Below are 14343 nucleotides of genomic sequence, written 5' to 3'. Positions count from 1 at the left end.
CTGGCGGGGCTTCGCGCCTCGCCAGACCTTTCTTCTTCCTCGCGTGACACAAATTCTGGCACAACCTTTGCTCTTCTGATGATGCGTTATGCCGGATAGCGGCGTAAACGCCTTATCCGGCCTACCGGGAGTGTCCTGTAGGCCCGGTAAGCGCAGTGCCACCGGGCAATATATGCCGGTGTCCTCATGTAATTGCGCCAGGAGGCCATTTTGACTACCACACAACCGTTGCCCCACATCCTGCTGCTGACGCATGGCGGCTGGGGACAACCGCTTTGCAACAGCCTGCGTATGGTCACGGGCGAAATTAAAGGCGTGACGGAAATCGCGCTAATGCCTGTCGATACGCTGGGCGAGTTTTATCAACGCGTCGAGGCCGTGGTGAAAACGCTGCCGGAAGGCTCGCTGATCCTGACGGATTTTGTCGGCGGCACAACGTCCAACGTCGCGGCGCGGCTAAGCGCCGATTATCCGGTGGCGGTGATTGCCGGACTGAATGCGTCGCTACTGCTGGAGGCGCTGGACAGGCGCGAACAAGGGATGCTAACCGCCTGCGTGGACGAGTTAGTTGAGGCCGGGCGCAGTAGCTGCCTGGATGTGGTCGCCCATGTACGTCAGCTACAACAATCACTCTAAGGAAAACATCATGGCCAATATCGTTTTATGCCGCATCGACAGCCGTCTCATTCATGGACAGGTTGTCACGAAGTGGGTCGGACAATCTCAGGCGAACCGGATAGCCGTTGTGAGTGATGAACTGGACGCCGATCCGTTTATGAAAAATATCTACCTGATGGCGGCGCCGCCAAATATCAAAGTGGATTGCTTCGGCAACCAGAGTTTTGCCGCTGCATGGAAAGAAAATCAGCTTGGCGACGGTAACGTGCTGGTGCTTTTTCCGTCACTGGCGGCGGTGCAGGACGCCATACAACTGGGCTTTGACGTCACCCGCATTCAGGTTGGCGGTCTCGGCGGCGGGCCAAACCGCAAGGCGGTTTTTCAGAATATTACGCTGGATGAAAAAGACGTCGGCATTCTTAACGACCTGAAAAACCGTGGCGTTCAGGTATTTTTCCAGACCATTCCGGAAGATAAGCCGCAGCCGCTCGACGATATCCTGAAAAAATTCTAACCCTTTAATAGACACAAAATCATTCTGGATGCATCAAGGCGGCAACTGAGTGAATCCCCTGGAGCTTACTAAAGTAAGTGACTGGGGTGAGCGAAGGCAGCCAACAAAGAGGCAGCCTGAAGGATGAAGTGTATAGGATAACACTATGGATACCTTACTCTTTGCAAGCCTGATGGGGTTGTATTACTGGTTTGCCCGTTTACGCCTCGGCTACACCTTCTCCGCGATGCTGTTACAACCGGTGGTGATCGCGGTATTTGTCGGGCTTTTGCTTGGCAATATGCAGACTGCGATGATCATCGGCGCAGGGATGCAGCTCGTTTATTTGGGCGTGACCTCAACGCCGGGCGGCAACGTGCCGTCGGACCCGGCGCTGGCGGCCTGTATCTCCATTCCTATCGCGGTGAAGGCCGGTATGGACCCAAACCTGGCGATCGCGCTGGCAATCCCGTTTGGCGTGATTGGCGTGTTTCTCGATCAGCTTAGGCGCACGCTGAATGCTGCCTGGGTGCATATGGCGGATAAACACGCGGAAACGGCAAACATGGCGGGCATCATGCGTTGCGCCTTTCTTTACCCGGCATTGCTGGGGCTGGTGCTGCGCTTCCCGGTGGTTTTTGCCGCTAACTACTTTGGCCAGGATGTGGTGGAAAGTTTCCTTAAACTGATGCCGCACTGGTTAACCCACTCCTTTGAAATCATGGGCGGCATTCTGCCGGCGCTGGGCTTTGCCATCACCATTATGGTGATCGGTAAAAAGAGCCTGTTGCCGTGGTTTATCGGCGGGTTCTTCGCGGTGTTGTACCTCAAGGTCGACATCATGGCGATGGCCATCTTCGGCACCTGTGTCGCCTTCCTGATTAAAGGCCTGGCGAAAAATGAAGGAGCAGCATGATGAGCAGTGACGTAATGCAACATGAACTGGTTGAGCGCGCGCGGGAAAGCGGGGCGCTGACCAAAGCAGATATCACCAAAGCCTGGTTTATCTACTGGCTGGGCGCCGAGGTTTCCAGCTCCTATGAGCGCTTACAAAGCCTGATTTTCTGCGCCTCGATGACGCCGATCATCAAAAAACTTTACCCACAAAAAGAGGAGCAGGTAGAAGCGCTAAAACGCCACCTTAACTTCTTTAACTCCGAGCAGACCTTCGGCGCGGTGATTCAGGGCATCTCTATTGCCATGGAAGAACAAAAAACGCGCGGCGAGCCGATTAACGACTCGTCTATCACCGGCATTAAAACGGGCCTGATGGGGCCGCTTGCCGGGATGGGCGACTCGATTATCTGGGCGGCGGTGATGCCGCTGTTGATAGCGATCTTTATTCCGTTCGCGGCAAATGGCAGCGCGATGGGCGGTATTATCCCGCTGATTCTCTACCCGGCGATCACCCTGGCGATCAGCTACGGTATGGTCCACAAGGGATATACGCTGGGGCGTGATTCGATTATCGGCCTGCTGCAAGGGGGGCGAATCAAAGAACTGATCTACGGGGCCAACGTGCTGGGTTTGATCATGATGGGCGCGCTTTCCGCCAGCTACGTCAAAATCACCACGCCGTTAAAAATTAGCGCCTTGAAAGGATCTGAAGTGGTGGTTCAGCAGATCCTCGACTCTATCGCGCCGGGCTTACTGCCACTGGCGGCGGTATTCGCCATCTACTTCTATCTGGTAAAAAAAGGGCCGCGCTACACCACCATTTTGCTGTCGATTGTCGCACTGAGCATAGTCTGTTCGTTGTTGGGAGTGCTGTAAATCATGACGCCGAATATCTATCAACAACTGGGGTTGAAAAAGGTCATTAACGCCTGCGGCAAAATGACCATTCTGGGCGTCTCAAGCGTCGCGCCGGAGGTCATGCAGGCCACCGCGCGCGCGGCTTCCGCTTTCGTCGAGATTGACGCGCTGGTGGAAAAAACCGGCGAACTGGTATCGCGCTATACGGGTGCTGAAGATAGCTATATCACCTCGTGCGCCTCGGCGGGTATTGCCATTGCCGTCGCTGCCGCTATCACCCACGGCGATCGGGCGCGCGTCGCCCTGATGCCGGACAGTAGCGGTATGGCCAATGAGGTAGTGATGCTGCGCGGGCATAATGTGGACTACGGCGCGCCAGTCACCAGCGCCATTCGTCTTGGCGGCGGGCGCATAGTGGAAGTGGGGTCGAGCAATCTGGCGACCCGCTGGCAACTGGAAAGCGCCATTAACGAAAAGACCGCCGCGCTACTGTATGTGAAATCACACCATTGCGTACAGAAAGGCATGTTGAGCATTGACGATTTTGTACAGGTGGCGCAGGCCAACCACCTGCCGTTGATTGTCGATGCCGCGGCGGAAGAGGATTTGCGCGGCTGGGTGGCGAGCGGCGCGGATATGGTTATCTATAGCGGCGCGAAAGCCTTTAATGCGCCAACCTCCGGCTTTATCACTGGTAGGAAAACGTGGATTGCCGCCTGCAAAGCGCAGCACCAGGGGATTGCCAGAGCAATGAAAATCGGCAAGGAAAACATGGTTGGGCTGGTGTATGCGCTGGAGAATTACCACCAGGGCCAGACGACCGTGACCGCAGCACAGTTACAGCCGGTCGCGGAAGCGATTTCCGCCATCCATGGACTTTATGCCGATATCGAACAGGATGAGGCCGGGCGTGCAATCTGGCGTATTCGTGTGCGGGTGAACGCATCTGAATTGGGGCTGAACGCGCAGGACGTCGAAGCGCAGCTGCGCGGCGGCGAGATAGCGATTTACGCCCGCAAATATCAGCTTCATCAGGGGGTTTTTAGCCTCGATCCACGCACGGTAGCCGAAGGGGAAATGGCATTGATTGTGGCGCGACTCAGGGAGATTGCAGAACATGCAGCAGATTAATTTTTATCGTCAGCGGGTAGCGATTAACGTGCTGGCAAAGGATATCGCCAACGCGAAGGCTATCTATGAAGCCGCCGAAGGCCATGCGGTCATTGGCGTACTTTCCGCGCAGTTCGCTACGGTAGAAGAGGGCGTGCCGGAGGTGAAACGCTGGATGGCGGAGGTGCCGTCTATCTCAGTGGGTCTGGGCGCAGGCGACCCGGCGCAGTACTACAAAGCGGCGATGATTGCCGCCCATACTCACCCGGCCCATGTCAACCAGACCTTTACCGGCAGCGGCTTCGCGGCGGGCGCGCTGGCGGCGACGGGCGGCGAGCAAACGCATATCAACGCCCTGGTCAGCCCGACGGGAACGCCTGGCGAGGTGGTGATTTCTACCGGCGTCAGCAGCAGCCAGGGAACGCCAGCCCGCGTTTCCTGTGAAGCGGCGGTACGCATGATGCAGGATATGGGCGCACATGCGGCGAAGTTTTTCCCGATGGGCGGCGAAAAGTCGTTACCGGAATTATATGCGCTGGCGACAACCGCTGCCCGCCACGGCATGACGCTTATCGAGCCGACCGGCGGTATCTCACTGGATAATTTCGGTATTATCCTGCAAACCTGCCTGGAAGCAGGCGTGCCGCGCGTCATGCCGCATGTTTACAGCTCGATTATCGATCCGCAAACCGGCAATACGCGCCCCGAAGACATCATTCGGTTGATGGAGATAGTCAAAGCGCTGGTGTGAGATTTATCGCCGAAGAGCGCTGCGTTTACCTGGCCTACAGATGACGTGTATTTGTAGGCCCGGTTAGCGTTACGCTATCGGGCGATAATGCGTAGCAGGCTGGGCAAAAATGTACGTATTGCAGCCGTCAGTGATTCCCTTTCGAGCCTCCTCGCAGGGGTAAATTTTCCTGAATGCTGTCTGTATTTTTGGCGAGTACAGTGGCGTCATCTTATTCCTCAGGTGACGGATCGCCATGAAAAAAAGCCCCACGTCCACGCCTCATGATGCGGTATTCAAAACGTTTTTACGCCATCCGGATACCGCGCGGGATTTTCTCAATATTCATCTTCCCCATTCGCTAAGAATACGTTGCGATCTGACGACGTTGAAACTGGCGCCGGACAGTTTTATCGAGAAAAATTTACGCGCGTTTTATTCCGATGTCCTTTGGTCGCTAAAAACGTGTGAAGGCGACGGTTATATCTATGTCGTTATAGAGCATCAGAGTACGCCGGACGCGCATATGGCGTTCCGGTTAATGCGTTACGCCACTGCCGCGATGCAGCGCCATCTGGATGCTGGCCATAAAACGTTACCGCTGGTGATTCCCATGCTGTTTTACCATGGCGCGAAAAGCCCGTATCCCTTTTCGCTTTGCTGGCTGGATGAGTTTGACGATCCTGCGCTGGCGCGTCAGCTTTATGCGACGGCATTTCCACTGGTAGACATTACGGTGGTGCCGGATAACGAGATTATGCAGCATCGACGTATCGCGATGCTGGAACTGGTACAAAAGCATATACGTCAACGCGACCTGATGGGATTGGTCGAGCGCTTAGCGGTACTTCTGATTACGGGAAACGCTAATGACAGTCAGCTAAAAGCGCTGTTTAATTATTTGCTAATACAGCATGGCAGCACGCCTCGTTTTGGCAAGTTTATCCGCGAGGTGGCGCGCCGTGTTCCCCAACACAAGGAGAGATTAATGACGATCGTAGACAGAATACGTGAATCGGGGCGCAGAAAAGGTAAGCGTGAAGGCGTGCAACAAGGCATACAGCAAGGTATACATCAAGGTAAGCAGGAGGAAGCCTTGCGTATTGCGCATACGATGCTGGAACAGGGGATCGAGCGAGAGATGGTGCTGATGATTACCGGGCTTTCTGACGAAGAGATTAAGGCAAAGCGCCATTAAACTTTTCCCTCTTCCGCCCGGTCATCGTGATTATCAACGGCGTTAAGCGGCCCGCGCGCGTCGACGGGAATCGAGGGAGATCAGAATCACTGACGAGAGAATGAGCAGCGTGCCCAGCCAGTCCGGCAAGGTAAAACTAATCCCCAACAGCAGTAGCGACAGCAGGGCGCTGCTTAACGGTTCCGCGCAGCTTAAAATGCTGGCTTTGGGGCCACCAATCAGTTGCGCGCCTTTCAAATACAGGCTGAACGTCAGCGATGTACCGATCACCACCAGGTAGAAAAAGGCCAGAATCAGGCTGCCGCTCACCGCAAAGTGCGTTCCTTCTTTAGCGTAGAAGGGCAGCAGAATAAGGCCGCCAAAGGACATACTCCAGCCGACCACTGGCAGTGTGCCGTATTGGGCGATTAGCCTGGAAGGCCAGGTCGTATAAAAGGCGGCGGCAAATGCGGAGGCGATACCCCAGAACAGCGCGGCTGAAGAGATCGACAGCGATGTTGGATTGCCGTGAGTCACCAGTAAAAAGGTGCCGATAAGCGATGTAAGAATGGCGGTTAAGACCAGAATGCCTGGTCGTGTTCTTCGCGCTAATGCAAACCACGCTACAATAATGGTCGGCGATAAAAATTGCAGCACTGTCGCGGTGGCGGCATTGGATTTTTCAATCGTGAGCAGGAAGGTTAGCTGAACGGTGAGCGCGCCCACCACGGAGAAAATCAGCAGACTCAGGGCATCTTTGCGGTTTTTAAGAATTGAAAATATCTTATCGCCGTGCATAAAGGAGAAGGTCACCAGTATCAGCCCGGCGAATAACAAACGTATCATCGTCAGGAACTGTGACGACATACGGCTTTGCTCCATGATGTACTGCGCGCAAACGCCTGAACTCCCCCACAATACGGCGGCAATCAGGACGTTTAGCATCCCTTTTCTGGTGGAACCCATTTTTTCCTCGTCATGTTGTTTTATTTTTTTACGTGCAGGCATCATAACAGAGCTATCGCCGGTATTAAGCAGGAATTTATTGTTTAATGATTTCAGACGAGCTTGTTATCGACATAATATTGTCATTTTTTTGTCATAAGAAAAAATATCAAACAAACTTAAACAGAACGTCACTAAACCCGCCTTTGCACTTTACGGAACATATTGGCTGACTATAATAAGCGCAAATTCATGCAGGAGTAATATGTTGGACAGTCACTTTTACGTAAATCATCTGGCAAGTTAACGCACGCTATTCCTGCGCTGCTTGCCGAACCGGTGGGCAGCAATCTCCCCTTGTGACGATTGTCATCCCAATAATGTTACAACACGCGCATTGTCGCGAGGTAATCGTCATGTTCATGTTTAAACACGCTTTATTTCCTCCGCCGTTAACACGACGCTAATTGCCTCAGGGCAGAAATTTGTCGTGTGCTAAATATAGCACGTACTTATTCTTCCAGAAAAAATGGAGGAACGTATGTTAATGTTTCCTTATATTTTAAATTTACTGGCCGCTATGCTGTTGGGCGCGCTGATTGGCGCGGAAAGACAATGGCGTCAACGTATGGCGGGATTACGCACTAATGCGCTGGTGGCGACAGGCGCCGCCGTTTTTATTCTGAGCTCCATGACGACATCGCCAGACAGCCCCGGGCGAATTGCGGCGCAGATTGTCTCTGGGATTGGCTTTCTGGGGGCGGGCGTCATCATGCGCGAAGGGATGAATGTGCGCGGGCTGAACACTGCGGCAACGCTATGGTGTTCGGCGGGCATCGGCGTGTTATGCGGCTTAGGGCAGTTCAAAAATGCGCTGGCGGCGACGATCATTATTCTTTGCGCCAATATTTTATTGCGTGAAGCGGCGCAGCGTATAAATCAACTCCCAATATCCGCTGAGGGAGAAAAACGTTATATCCTGAAAGTAACCTGTAATAAAGAAGATGAGAGCGCGGTTCGTCAGTGGTTACTGAATATCGTAAAAGAGGCCGCGATCTGTTTACAAGGGTTAGGTTCGGTCCCCGCTCAGGAACAGGGCTATAAAGAAATTCGTGCCGAGCTCGTGGGTCATGCTGATTATCGTAAAACGCGAGAGCTGATTATATCCAGAATAGGTGATAACGATAATATCACCGCAATTCACTGGAGCATTGATAGTCAATAATAGTTTTTTATTCAATTGCAACATTACGCCAGGCGTATAAGGAGGGAATGATGGATATTCCCGAGTCGATAAAATAAAACCCACTCAAAATAGTGAGTAAGCAATAACCTTTTTTATGCATAGATAATTCTCCCGGGGCATTCACCTTCTAATCGTGAGTTTACTATTCCCCGGGCGTGATATGCAGGAAACACTACACCTTAATTTTGGGGATTCATCATGACTGACATGAACATTGAAAACCGGAAACTCAATCGCCCGGCGTCAGAAAATGATAAGCAGCATAAAAAAGTATTTCCGATCGAAGCGGAAGCTTTTCATAGCCCGGAGGAGACACTGGCGCGGCTGAACAGCCATCGTCAGGGCCTCACGATAGAAGAGGCCAGCGAACGGTTGAAAGTGTATGGGCGCAATGAAGTGGCGCATGAGCAAGTTCCTCCGGCGCTGATTCAGCTTCTGCAGGCATTCAATAACCCGTTTATTTACGTTCTGATGGCATTGGCAGGGGTTAGTTTCATCACGGATTACTGGCTCCCGTTACGCCGTGGCGAAGAGACCGATCTCACTGGTGTGCTGATTATTCTGACGATGGTCAGTTTGAGCGGGTTATTGCGTTTCTGGCAGGAGTTTCGCACTAACAGAGCAGCACAGGCGCTGAAAAAGATGGTTCGCACCACCGCCACGGTGTTGCGTCGTGGGCCGGGCAATATAGGCGCGGTGCAGGAAGAGATTCCCATTGAAGAACTGGTGCCGGGCGATGTGGTTTTTCTGGCCGCAGGCGATCTGGTGCCCGCCGACGTTCGACTGCTGGCGTCGCGCGATCTCTTTATCAGTCAGTCAATTCTTAGTGGTGAATCATTACCCGTAGAAAAATACGATGTTATGGCTGATGTGGCAGGTAAAGACAGCGAGCAATTGCCTGATAAAGATAAAAGCCTGCTAGATTTGGGCAATATCTGTCTGATGGGAACCAATGTAACCAGCGGCAGAGCGCAAGCGGTCGTGGTTGCGACGGGAAGCCGTACCTGGTTCGGCTCGCTGGCGAAATCCATTGTGGGTACGCGTACCCAGACGGCTTTCGATCGCGGAGTCAACAGCGTGAGCTGGCTGTTGATACGCTTTATGCTGATCATGGTGCCGGTTGTCCTGCTGATCAATGGGTTCAGTAAGGGAGACTGGGTAGAGGCTTCGCTGTTCGCGCTGGCAGTTGCGGTGGGGTTGACGCCGGAAATGTTGCCCATGATTGTCAGTTCCAACCTGGCAAAAGGCGCGATTGCGATGTCGCGGCGCAAAGTGATCGTCAAGCGCCTGAACGCTATTCAAAACTTCGGCGCGATGGATGTGCTGTGTACAGATAAAACCGGCACCTTAACCCAGGACAATATTTTTCTGGAGCATCATCTGGATGTGAGCGGTGTAAAAAGCAGCCGGGTATTGATGCTGGCCTGGCTGAATAGTAGCAGCCAGAGCGGCGCCCGGAATGTGATGGATCGCGCCATACTGCGTTTTGGCGAGGGTCGAATCGCACCATCGACAAAAGCGCGCTTCATTAAACGCGATGAACTGCCATTCGACTTTGTACGTCGCCGGGTATCGGTCCTGGTGGAGGATGCGCAGCATGGAGACAGATGCCTGATCTGCAAAGGCGCCGTTGAAGAGATGATGATGGTAGCCACCCATCTTCGCGAAGGCGATCGTGTGGTGGCGCTGACGGAAACACGCCGCGAGCTACTGCTGGCGAAAACCGAAGATTACAATGCGCAGGGATTCCGTGTATTGCTGATAGCGACACGTAAGCTGGATGGTTCCGGGAACAATCCGACATTAAGTGTGGAGGATGAGACCGAACTTACCATCGAAGGGATGCTCACTTTTCTCGATCCGCCGAAAGAAAGCGCCGGAAAAGCTATTGCCGCGTTGCGGGATAACGGCGTGGCGGTCAAAGTCCTCACCGGCGATAATCCGGTTGTGACGGCGCGTATCTGTCTGGAAGTGGGTATTGATACGCACGATATCCTGACCGGAACCCAGGTTGAGGCGATGTCAGATGCCGAACTGGCGTCTGAGGTGGAGAAACGCGCAGTATTCGCCCGGCTGACGCCGTTACAAAAAACGCGTATTTTGCAAGCGCTACAGAAAAATGGTCATACCGTTGGTTTTCTTGGGGATGGGATCAACGACGCGCCCGCGCTTCGTGATGCGGATGTGGGGATTTCCGTCGATAGCGCCGCCGATATTGCTAAAGAGTCATCAGATATTATTCTGCTGGAAAAAGATCTCATGGTGCTTGAGGAAGGCGTTATCAAAGGGCGGGAAACCTTTGGCAATATCATTAAATATCTGAATATGACCGCCAGCTCTAATTTCGGCAATGTTTTTTCGGTACTGGTAGCCAGCGCGTTTATTCCGTTTCTGCCGATGCTGGCGATTCATCTGTTGATCCAGAATTTGATGTACGACATTTCGCAGTTGTCGTTGCCGTGGGACAAAATGGATAAAGAGTTCCTGCGTAAGCCGCGGAAATGGGACGCGAAAAATATTGGTCGTTTTATGCTATGGATTGGCCCAACGTCTTCTATTTTCGATATCACAACCTTTGCGCTGATGTGGTACGTCTTTGCGGCTAATAACGTAGAGGCGCAGGCGCTCTTTCAGTCCGGCTGGTTTATTGAGGGTCTGCTCTCGCAGACACTGGTTGTGCATATGCTAAGGACGCAGAAAATACCGTTTATCCAAAGTCGGGCGACGTTGCCGGTATTATTGACGACCGGCTTGATTATGGCGATAGGCATTTATATTCCATTCTCACCTCTGGGCGCGATGGTTGGACTGGAGCCGCTGCCGCTGAGCTACTTCCCGTGGTTGGTGGCGACATTATTGAGCTACTGTCTGGTGGCGCAAGGCATGAAGCGCTTTTATATCAAACGCTTTGGCCAGTGGTTTTAATAATGTTTGAGGATCGCCCAGATGAATCGCTCACCCGATAAAATCATCGCGCTGATATTTTTACTGATTAGCCTGTTGGTGTTGTGTTTAGCCCTCTGGCAAATCGTTTTCTAACGAGGTGACGCCATGCAAAAAAGAGGGTTGGACAAAATTTTTTATCAGGTTGTCCTGATAGCAATCATCCTGATTTTACTGACTATCTGGATACGATAAGCTGCTGTTGGCGAGCCCCGCTTAAAATAAGAATCGATGTAGTTGTTCTTTTTATGGCGGGGCGCTATTTTCATGGTATCCCACATCAGAAGGGCAATATCATGAATAATCGTCGTGGTTTAACCGCCGTCCTGGCGACGTTGATTACGTTTTCCCTGAGCGCTACGCCTGTGCTGGCGAATCCGGGAAATGGTAATGGCGGCGGACATGGTAATAACGCGGCTAATCAGGGTAATAACGGTAACGGACATAAAGGAAATGCCGGGCAAAAAACGGAACACCGTAAAAATGGCGGTAAACCGGATCACGTCGAGTCGGACATTAGCTATGCTGTCGCCAGGCAACTGGCAGTGAATTTAGGGCTGACGGGTTATCAGTCTTTACCTCCGGGGATTGCGAAAAATCTGGCGAGAGGAAAACCGCTACCGCCGGGAATCGCTAAAAAAACGGTGCCGGCGTCTATGCTGGGACAATTACCTTATTATCCGGGCTATGAGTGGAAAATCGTTGGGGATAATCTGGTGCTGATCGCGCTCAGTACCGCGGTGGTCACGGCGATTATTAATGGCGTATTTGATTAAGAGCCTATCCCACCAGGCGTTATTGGCGCAGCCAGTTTGGACACGGACAGCGCGCAAAAACCGGAGCGTACACGTAGTACGTGAGGTTTGACTCGCTACGCTCGCCCTTCGGGCCGCCGCAAGCGGCGTTCAAAACGCTAACGCGTTTTGGCGAGCACTGCCCAGGTCCAAAATGGCAAGTAAAATAGCCCCATTAAATGGGGCTATTTAGCCTCTTCAGGGCGTTATTTATGCGCGTTGAGAATCCAGCAGTTCATTATTTTTTACTACTTCCTGCGCTTTGGTATAACTTTCAATCAGTAGCTGATAAGCCGGGAATATTTTGGTATATACATCCGCCCATTCTGCGGCATCTTCCCGATTCCAGGTACGTTGCAGCTCAGAGGCTACCGCCGCGGTATCCATTGGTACTACGCCCGCCTGCACCACGCGGGCCATCGTAATTTCCTGTGCCATTTTACTGTACGTACCGGAGGCATCAATTACCGCAAATACCTTGTACCCTTCCGCGACGGCGCTGATGGCTGGAAAAGCCATACAGACACTGGTAATAGTGCCAGCGATGATCAGCGTTTTACGGCCTGTCGCTTTTACCGCTTGTACAAAATCGGCATTATCCCAGGCATTAATTTCCCCTTTACGCGCGACATATTGCGCGTGGGGCGCATTCGCATGGATTTCCGGAATCAGCGGACCATTCGGTCCCTGTGGTACGGATGCGGTAGTAATGACCGGCATATTGCATAAGGTGGCGATCTTAGCCAGCGCCGCGGCGCGCGCGCGTAATTCCGGCATCGGCATGTCGCCGACGGTCTGAAACAGGCCACTTTGGTGATCAATCAGCAGCATTACTGCGTCGTTAGCATCAATGGCAGGGCGTTGACCGTTAAAATTCGCGGGTGTAGACATAATTCATTCCTTGTTGTTGCCTTTCACTGATAGTCACTATCAGTGTTAAAGTCATTAATCGCCGGGGCGATTTCCGTTTTTAAGCTGATGACAGTAATCCGTTGCCGATTCTGGATTAACCTGTTGAGTTCTTTCTGAAGGAATATTCATCGGCATCACCTTCAGTCGATTTACTTTCACGCGAATTTGTTATCACAACAATATTCATATTATGAATAAATGTTTCTATTTTACATGTCAGAGAGGATTATTGATTGAAAAAACAAACTATGCCCCTACAAATTGTTTCTGATAGATAGTTTTAAAATTATTTGGTATAAATTTGAAATATGTTGGTTAAGGATTAACTTATTTATATTTAAATAACATAAAGCACAGCTTAAATATTAAGTGGGAAGCGTGCTTTTATTAAGTATGGCTACTGTAACTCTTAATAAATTGGAAACTATCCCTATATAACGAGTGCTGCTTTTTGGGATATTACAAGCCATTATAGGAACACATTGAATAAAACCTTGTCTTTCATGTGGGGTAGATTATCAGGATATTTTTTCTCATGATTTATATATAAGATATTAAAGCGTAGTGGCACAGTAAATTTGGCCACTTGATTAAAGGTGATATTCTCACCTCAATACAAAACAGGAGACTTAACGAACAAGAAAACCAAACGTACTTTCACCCCTGAGTCTGCTATAATGAGAAAAGCGGTGTCTACGCTTACCTGTTAATGTCTTATGCCTCTCGCTCTTCTATATGATCGGTATGTGCAGGGGACAATCCATGTCCTGCTACGCAGCCACAGCATCAGACTATACTCAGTGGTGTCTATTAACCCTCTCCAACTACGTTATGTTTTGGCATGGTAACAATGCGATGTTATGGATAATTAACGATAATATTGAATTTAATCCAGAAATGAATCGCCTGGCTTCATTATCGAGGCCAGATCTCAACATTATTCTGACAACGCCCGCCAGCCGCTGCTTGCGCCTTCTGCTGGAAAACGCCCCCTCCGTCGTCTCACAACAAACATTCTTTCAAAAAGTGTGGGAAGAAGACGGCATGGTGGTGTCGGCAAATACGCTTTATCAGAATATCTCCATTATTCGCCGCGGATTACGTACCGTTGGCGAAAATGAAGATACGCTGATAATCACGGTTCCGCGTAGAGGCTTTCAGATTGAGCCAGGTGTGAGCCTCATGACCATCCGCAAAGACTTCGCTCAGGCAATAGAAAAAAAGGGTGAGACGCCACCGCGTATGTCAGGGCGTTGGTTTAAACATTATGTACCTGTACTTTGGATGACCGGGACATTTGCTGTCGGTATTTTGCTTGGCACTATAAGCTGGCAAACCGTTCCCGATAAGGATTTTTACGATCGCTACACGCTGGTTGAAACAACTCAGGGCTGTCATTTTTTCTCGCGGAATGAAGATATCGAAAGCGGCAGCCGCTTTGCAAGCTATAAGTCAATGATTCTAAAAACCGGTATGGATTGTCAGAAATACCCATGGGTCTATTTCCCTTCCAGCAGTCGCACCCCAGCGGTTACGGCATTGATTTGTCAGCAACCTTATAAAACGCGCGGTGATACAGGCTGCGTGACGCTTTTTTTCCGCGGGGTGACACATGGGTAA

The 14343-nt window shown here is 51.4% G+C and carries 14 protein-coding genes and 13 other annotated features; of the genes, 12 read left to right on the top strand and 2 right to left on the bottom strand.

Going from position 1 to position 14343, the window contains the following annotated elements; translation table 11 throughout:
• Positions 1 to 202 precede the first annotated feature (202 nt).
• Positions 203 to 208, top strand: a ribosome-binding site (putative RBS for STM3772; RegulonDB:STMS1H003741).
• The 7 genes from STM3772 to STM3766 all read left to right on the top strand — a co-directional run bounded on the left by STM3772 (position 203) and on the right by STM3766 (position 5904).
• The gene (locus STM3772) for a putative phosphotransferase system enzyme IIA (RefSeq protein NP_462671.1) occupies positions 203 to 636 on the top strand. Within the gene, positions 211 to 636 belong to an annotated coding region; the region does not span the whole gene. It overlaps the preceding feature by 6 nt.
• A 3-nt stretch (positions 637 to 639) precedes the next feature.
• Positions 640 to 645, top strand: a ribosome-binding site (putative RBS for STM3771; RegulonDB:STMS1H003740).
• Positions 640 to 1132, top strand: a protein-coding gene (locus STM3771) for a putative phosphotransferase system enzyme IIB (protein NP_462670.1). Within the gene, positions 647 to 1132 belong to an annotated coding region; the region does not span the whole gene. Its footprint overlaps the feature before it by 6 nt.
• A 139-nt stretch (positions 1133 to 1271) precedes the next feature.
• Positions 1272 to 1277 (top strand) — a ribosome-binding site (putative RBS for STM3770; RegulonDB:STMS1H003739).
• Positions 1272 to 2027 (top strand): putative phosphotransferase system enzyme IIC gene (locus tag STM3770; protein ID NP_462669.1). Within the gene, positions 1278 to 2027 belong to an annotated coding region; the region does not span the whole gene. (Overlaps the previous feature by 6 nt.)
• Positions 2017 to 2022: a ribosome-binding site (putative RBS for STM3769; RegulonDB:STMS1H003738), on the top strand. Its footprint overlaps the gene before it by 6 nt.
• Positions 2017 to 2884, top strand: a protein-coding gene (locus tag STM3769; protein ID NP_462668.3) for a putative phosphotransferase system enzyme II. Within the gene, positions 2024 to 2884 belong to an annotated coding region; the region does not span the whole gene. The genes STM3770 and STM3769 overlap by 11 nt, the downstream gene beginning before the upstream one ends.
• Positions 2885 to 2890 (top strand) — a ribosome-binding site (putative RBS for STM3768; RegulonDB:STMS1H003737). It abuts the gene before it with no gap.
• Positions 2885 to 3997 (top strand): putative selenocysteine synthase (L-seryl-tRNA(Ser) selenium transferase) gene (locus STM3768; protein NP_462667.1). Within the gene, positions 2888 to 3997 belong to an annotated coding region; the region does not span the whole gene. (Overlaps the previous feature by 6 nt.)
• Positions 3978 to 3983, top strand: a ribosome-binding site (putative RBS for STM3767; RegulonDB:STMS1H003736). It overlaps the preceding gene by 6 nt.
• Positions 3978 to 4727, top strand: a protein-coding gene (locus STM3767; RefSeq protein NP_462666.1) for a putative cytoplasmic protein. Within the gene, positions 3984 to 4727 belong to an annotated coding region; the region does not span the whole gene. Before STM3768 ends, STM3767 begins: the two co-directional genes overlap by 20 nt.
• 228 nt (positions 4728 to 4955) lie before the next feature.
• Positions 4956 to 4961 (top strand) — a ribosome-binding site (putative RBS for STM3766; RegulonDB:STMS1H003735).
• Positions 4956 to 5904 (top strand): putative cytoplasmic protein gene (locus STM3766; protein NP_462665.1). Within the gene, positions 4963 to 5904 belong to an annotated coding region; the region does not span the whole gene. (Overlaps the previous feature by 6 nt.)
• 42 nt (positions 5905 to 5946) lie before the next feature.
• On the opposite strand, the gene yicL is transcribed toward STM3766, so the two are convergent.
• The gene (gene yicL, locus STM3765) for a putative permease (RefSeq protein NP_462664.1) occupies positions 5947 to 6858 on the bottom strand. Within the gene, positions 5947 to 6849 belong to an annotated coding region; the region does not span the whole gene.
• Positions 6853 to 6858: a ribosome-binding site (putative RBS for yicL; RegulonDB:STMS1H003734), on the bottom strand. Its footprint overlaps the gene before it by 6 nt.
• Before the next feature lie 491 nt (positions 6859 to 7349).
• Positions 7350 to 7355, top strand: a ribosome-binding site (putative RBS for mgtC; RegulonDB:STMS1H003733).
• On the opposite strand from yicL, the gene mgtC reads away from it, so the two are divergent.
• From mgtC to cigR, 3 genes are all read left to right on the top strand, one after another.
• The gene (mgtC, locus tag STM3764) for an Mg2+ transport protein (protein NP_462663.1) occupies positions 7350 to 8053 on the top strand. Within the gene, positions 7358 to 8053 belong to an annotated coding region; the region does not span the whole gene. (Overlaps the previous feature by 6 nt.)
• Positions 8054 to 8268: 215 nt before the next feature.
• Positions 8269 to 8274: a ribosome-binding site (putative RBS for mgtB; RegulonDB:STMS1H003732), on the top strand.
• The gene (gene mgtB, locus STM3763) for an Mg2+ transport protein (RefSeq protein ID NP_462662.1) occupies positions 8269 to 10999 on the top strand. Within the gene, positions 8273 to 10999 belong to an annotated coding region; the region does not span the whole gene. Its footprint overlaps the feature before it by 6 nt.
• A gap of 309 nt (positions 11000 to 11308) precedes the next feature.
• Positions 11309 to 11314: a ribosome-binding site (putative RBS for cigR; RegulonDB:STMS1H003731), on the top strand.
• The gene (cigR, locus tag STM3762) for a putative inner membrane protein (RefSeq protein ID NP_462661.1) occupies positions 11309 to 11793 on the top strand. Within the gene, positions 11314 to 11793 belong to an annotated coding region; the region does not span the whole gene. Its footprint overlaps the feature before it by 6 nt.
• 228 nt (positions 11794 to 12021) lie before the next feature.
• Here the strand turns inward: cigR and slsA are convergent.
• Positions 12022 to 12714, bottom strand: a protein-coding gene (gene slsA / locus STM3761; protein ID NP_462660.1) for a putative inner membrane protein. Within the gene, positions 12022 to 12702 belong to an annotated coding region; the region does not span the whole gene.
• Positions 12709 to 12714, bottom strand: a ribosome-binding site (putative RBS for slsA; RegulonDB:STMS1H003730). Its footprint overlaps the gene before it by 6 nt.
• A gap of 605 nt (positions 12715 to 13319) precedes the next feature.
• On the opposite strand from slsA, the gene STM3760 reads away from it, so the two are divergent.
• The gene (locus STM3760) at positions 13320 to 13433 is read left to right on the top strand and encodes a putative cytoplasmic protein (RefSeq protein ID NP_453069.1); all 114 of its coding nucleotides are present in this window, start codon (positions 13320 to 13322) and stop codon (positions 13431 to 13433) included.
• Between the two features lie 39 nt (positions 13434 to 13472).
• Positions 13473 to 13478, top strand: a ribosome-binding site (putative RBS for marT; RegulonDB:STMS1H003729).
• The gene (marT, locus tag STM3759) for a putative transcriptional regulatory protein (protein ID NP_462658.4) occupies positions 13473 to 14343 on the top strand. Within the gene, positions 13486 to 14343 belong to an annotated coding region; the region does not span the whole gene. Its footprint overlaps the feature before it by 6 nt.

Source organism: Salmonella enterica subsp. enterica serovar Typhimurium str. LT2 (assembly GCF_000006945.2).
Classification (GTDB): Bacteria; Pseudomonadota; Gammaproteobacteria; order Enterobacterales; family Enterobacteriaceae; genus Salmonella; species Salmonella enterica.
The sequence above is the reverse complement of the archived record's forward strand: the minus strand, read 5'-3'. Positions and strand labels throughout refer to the sequence as shown.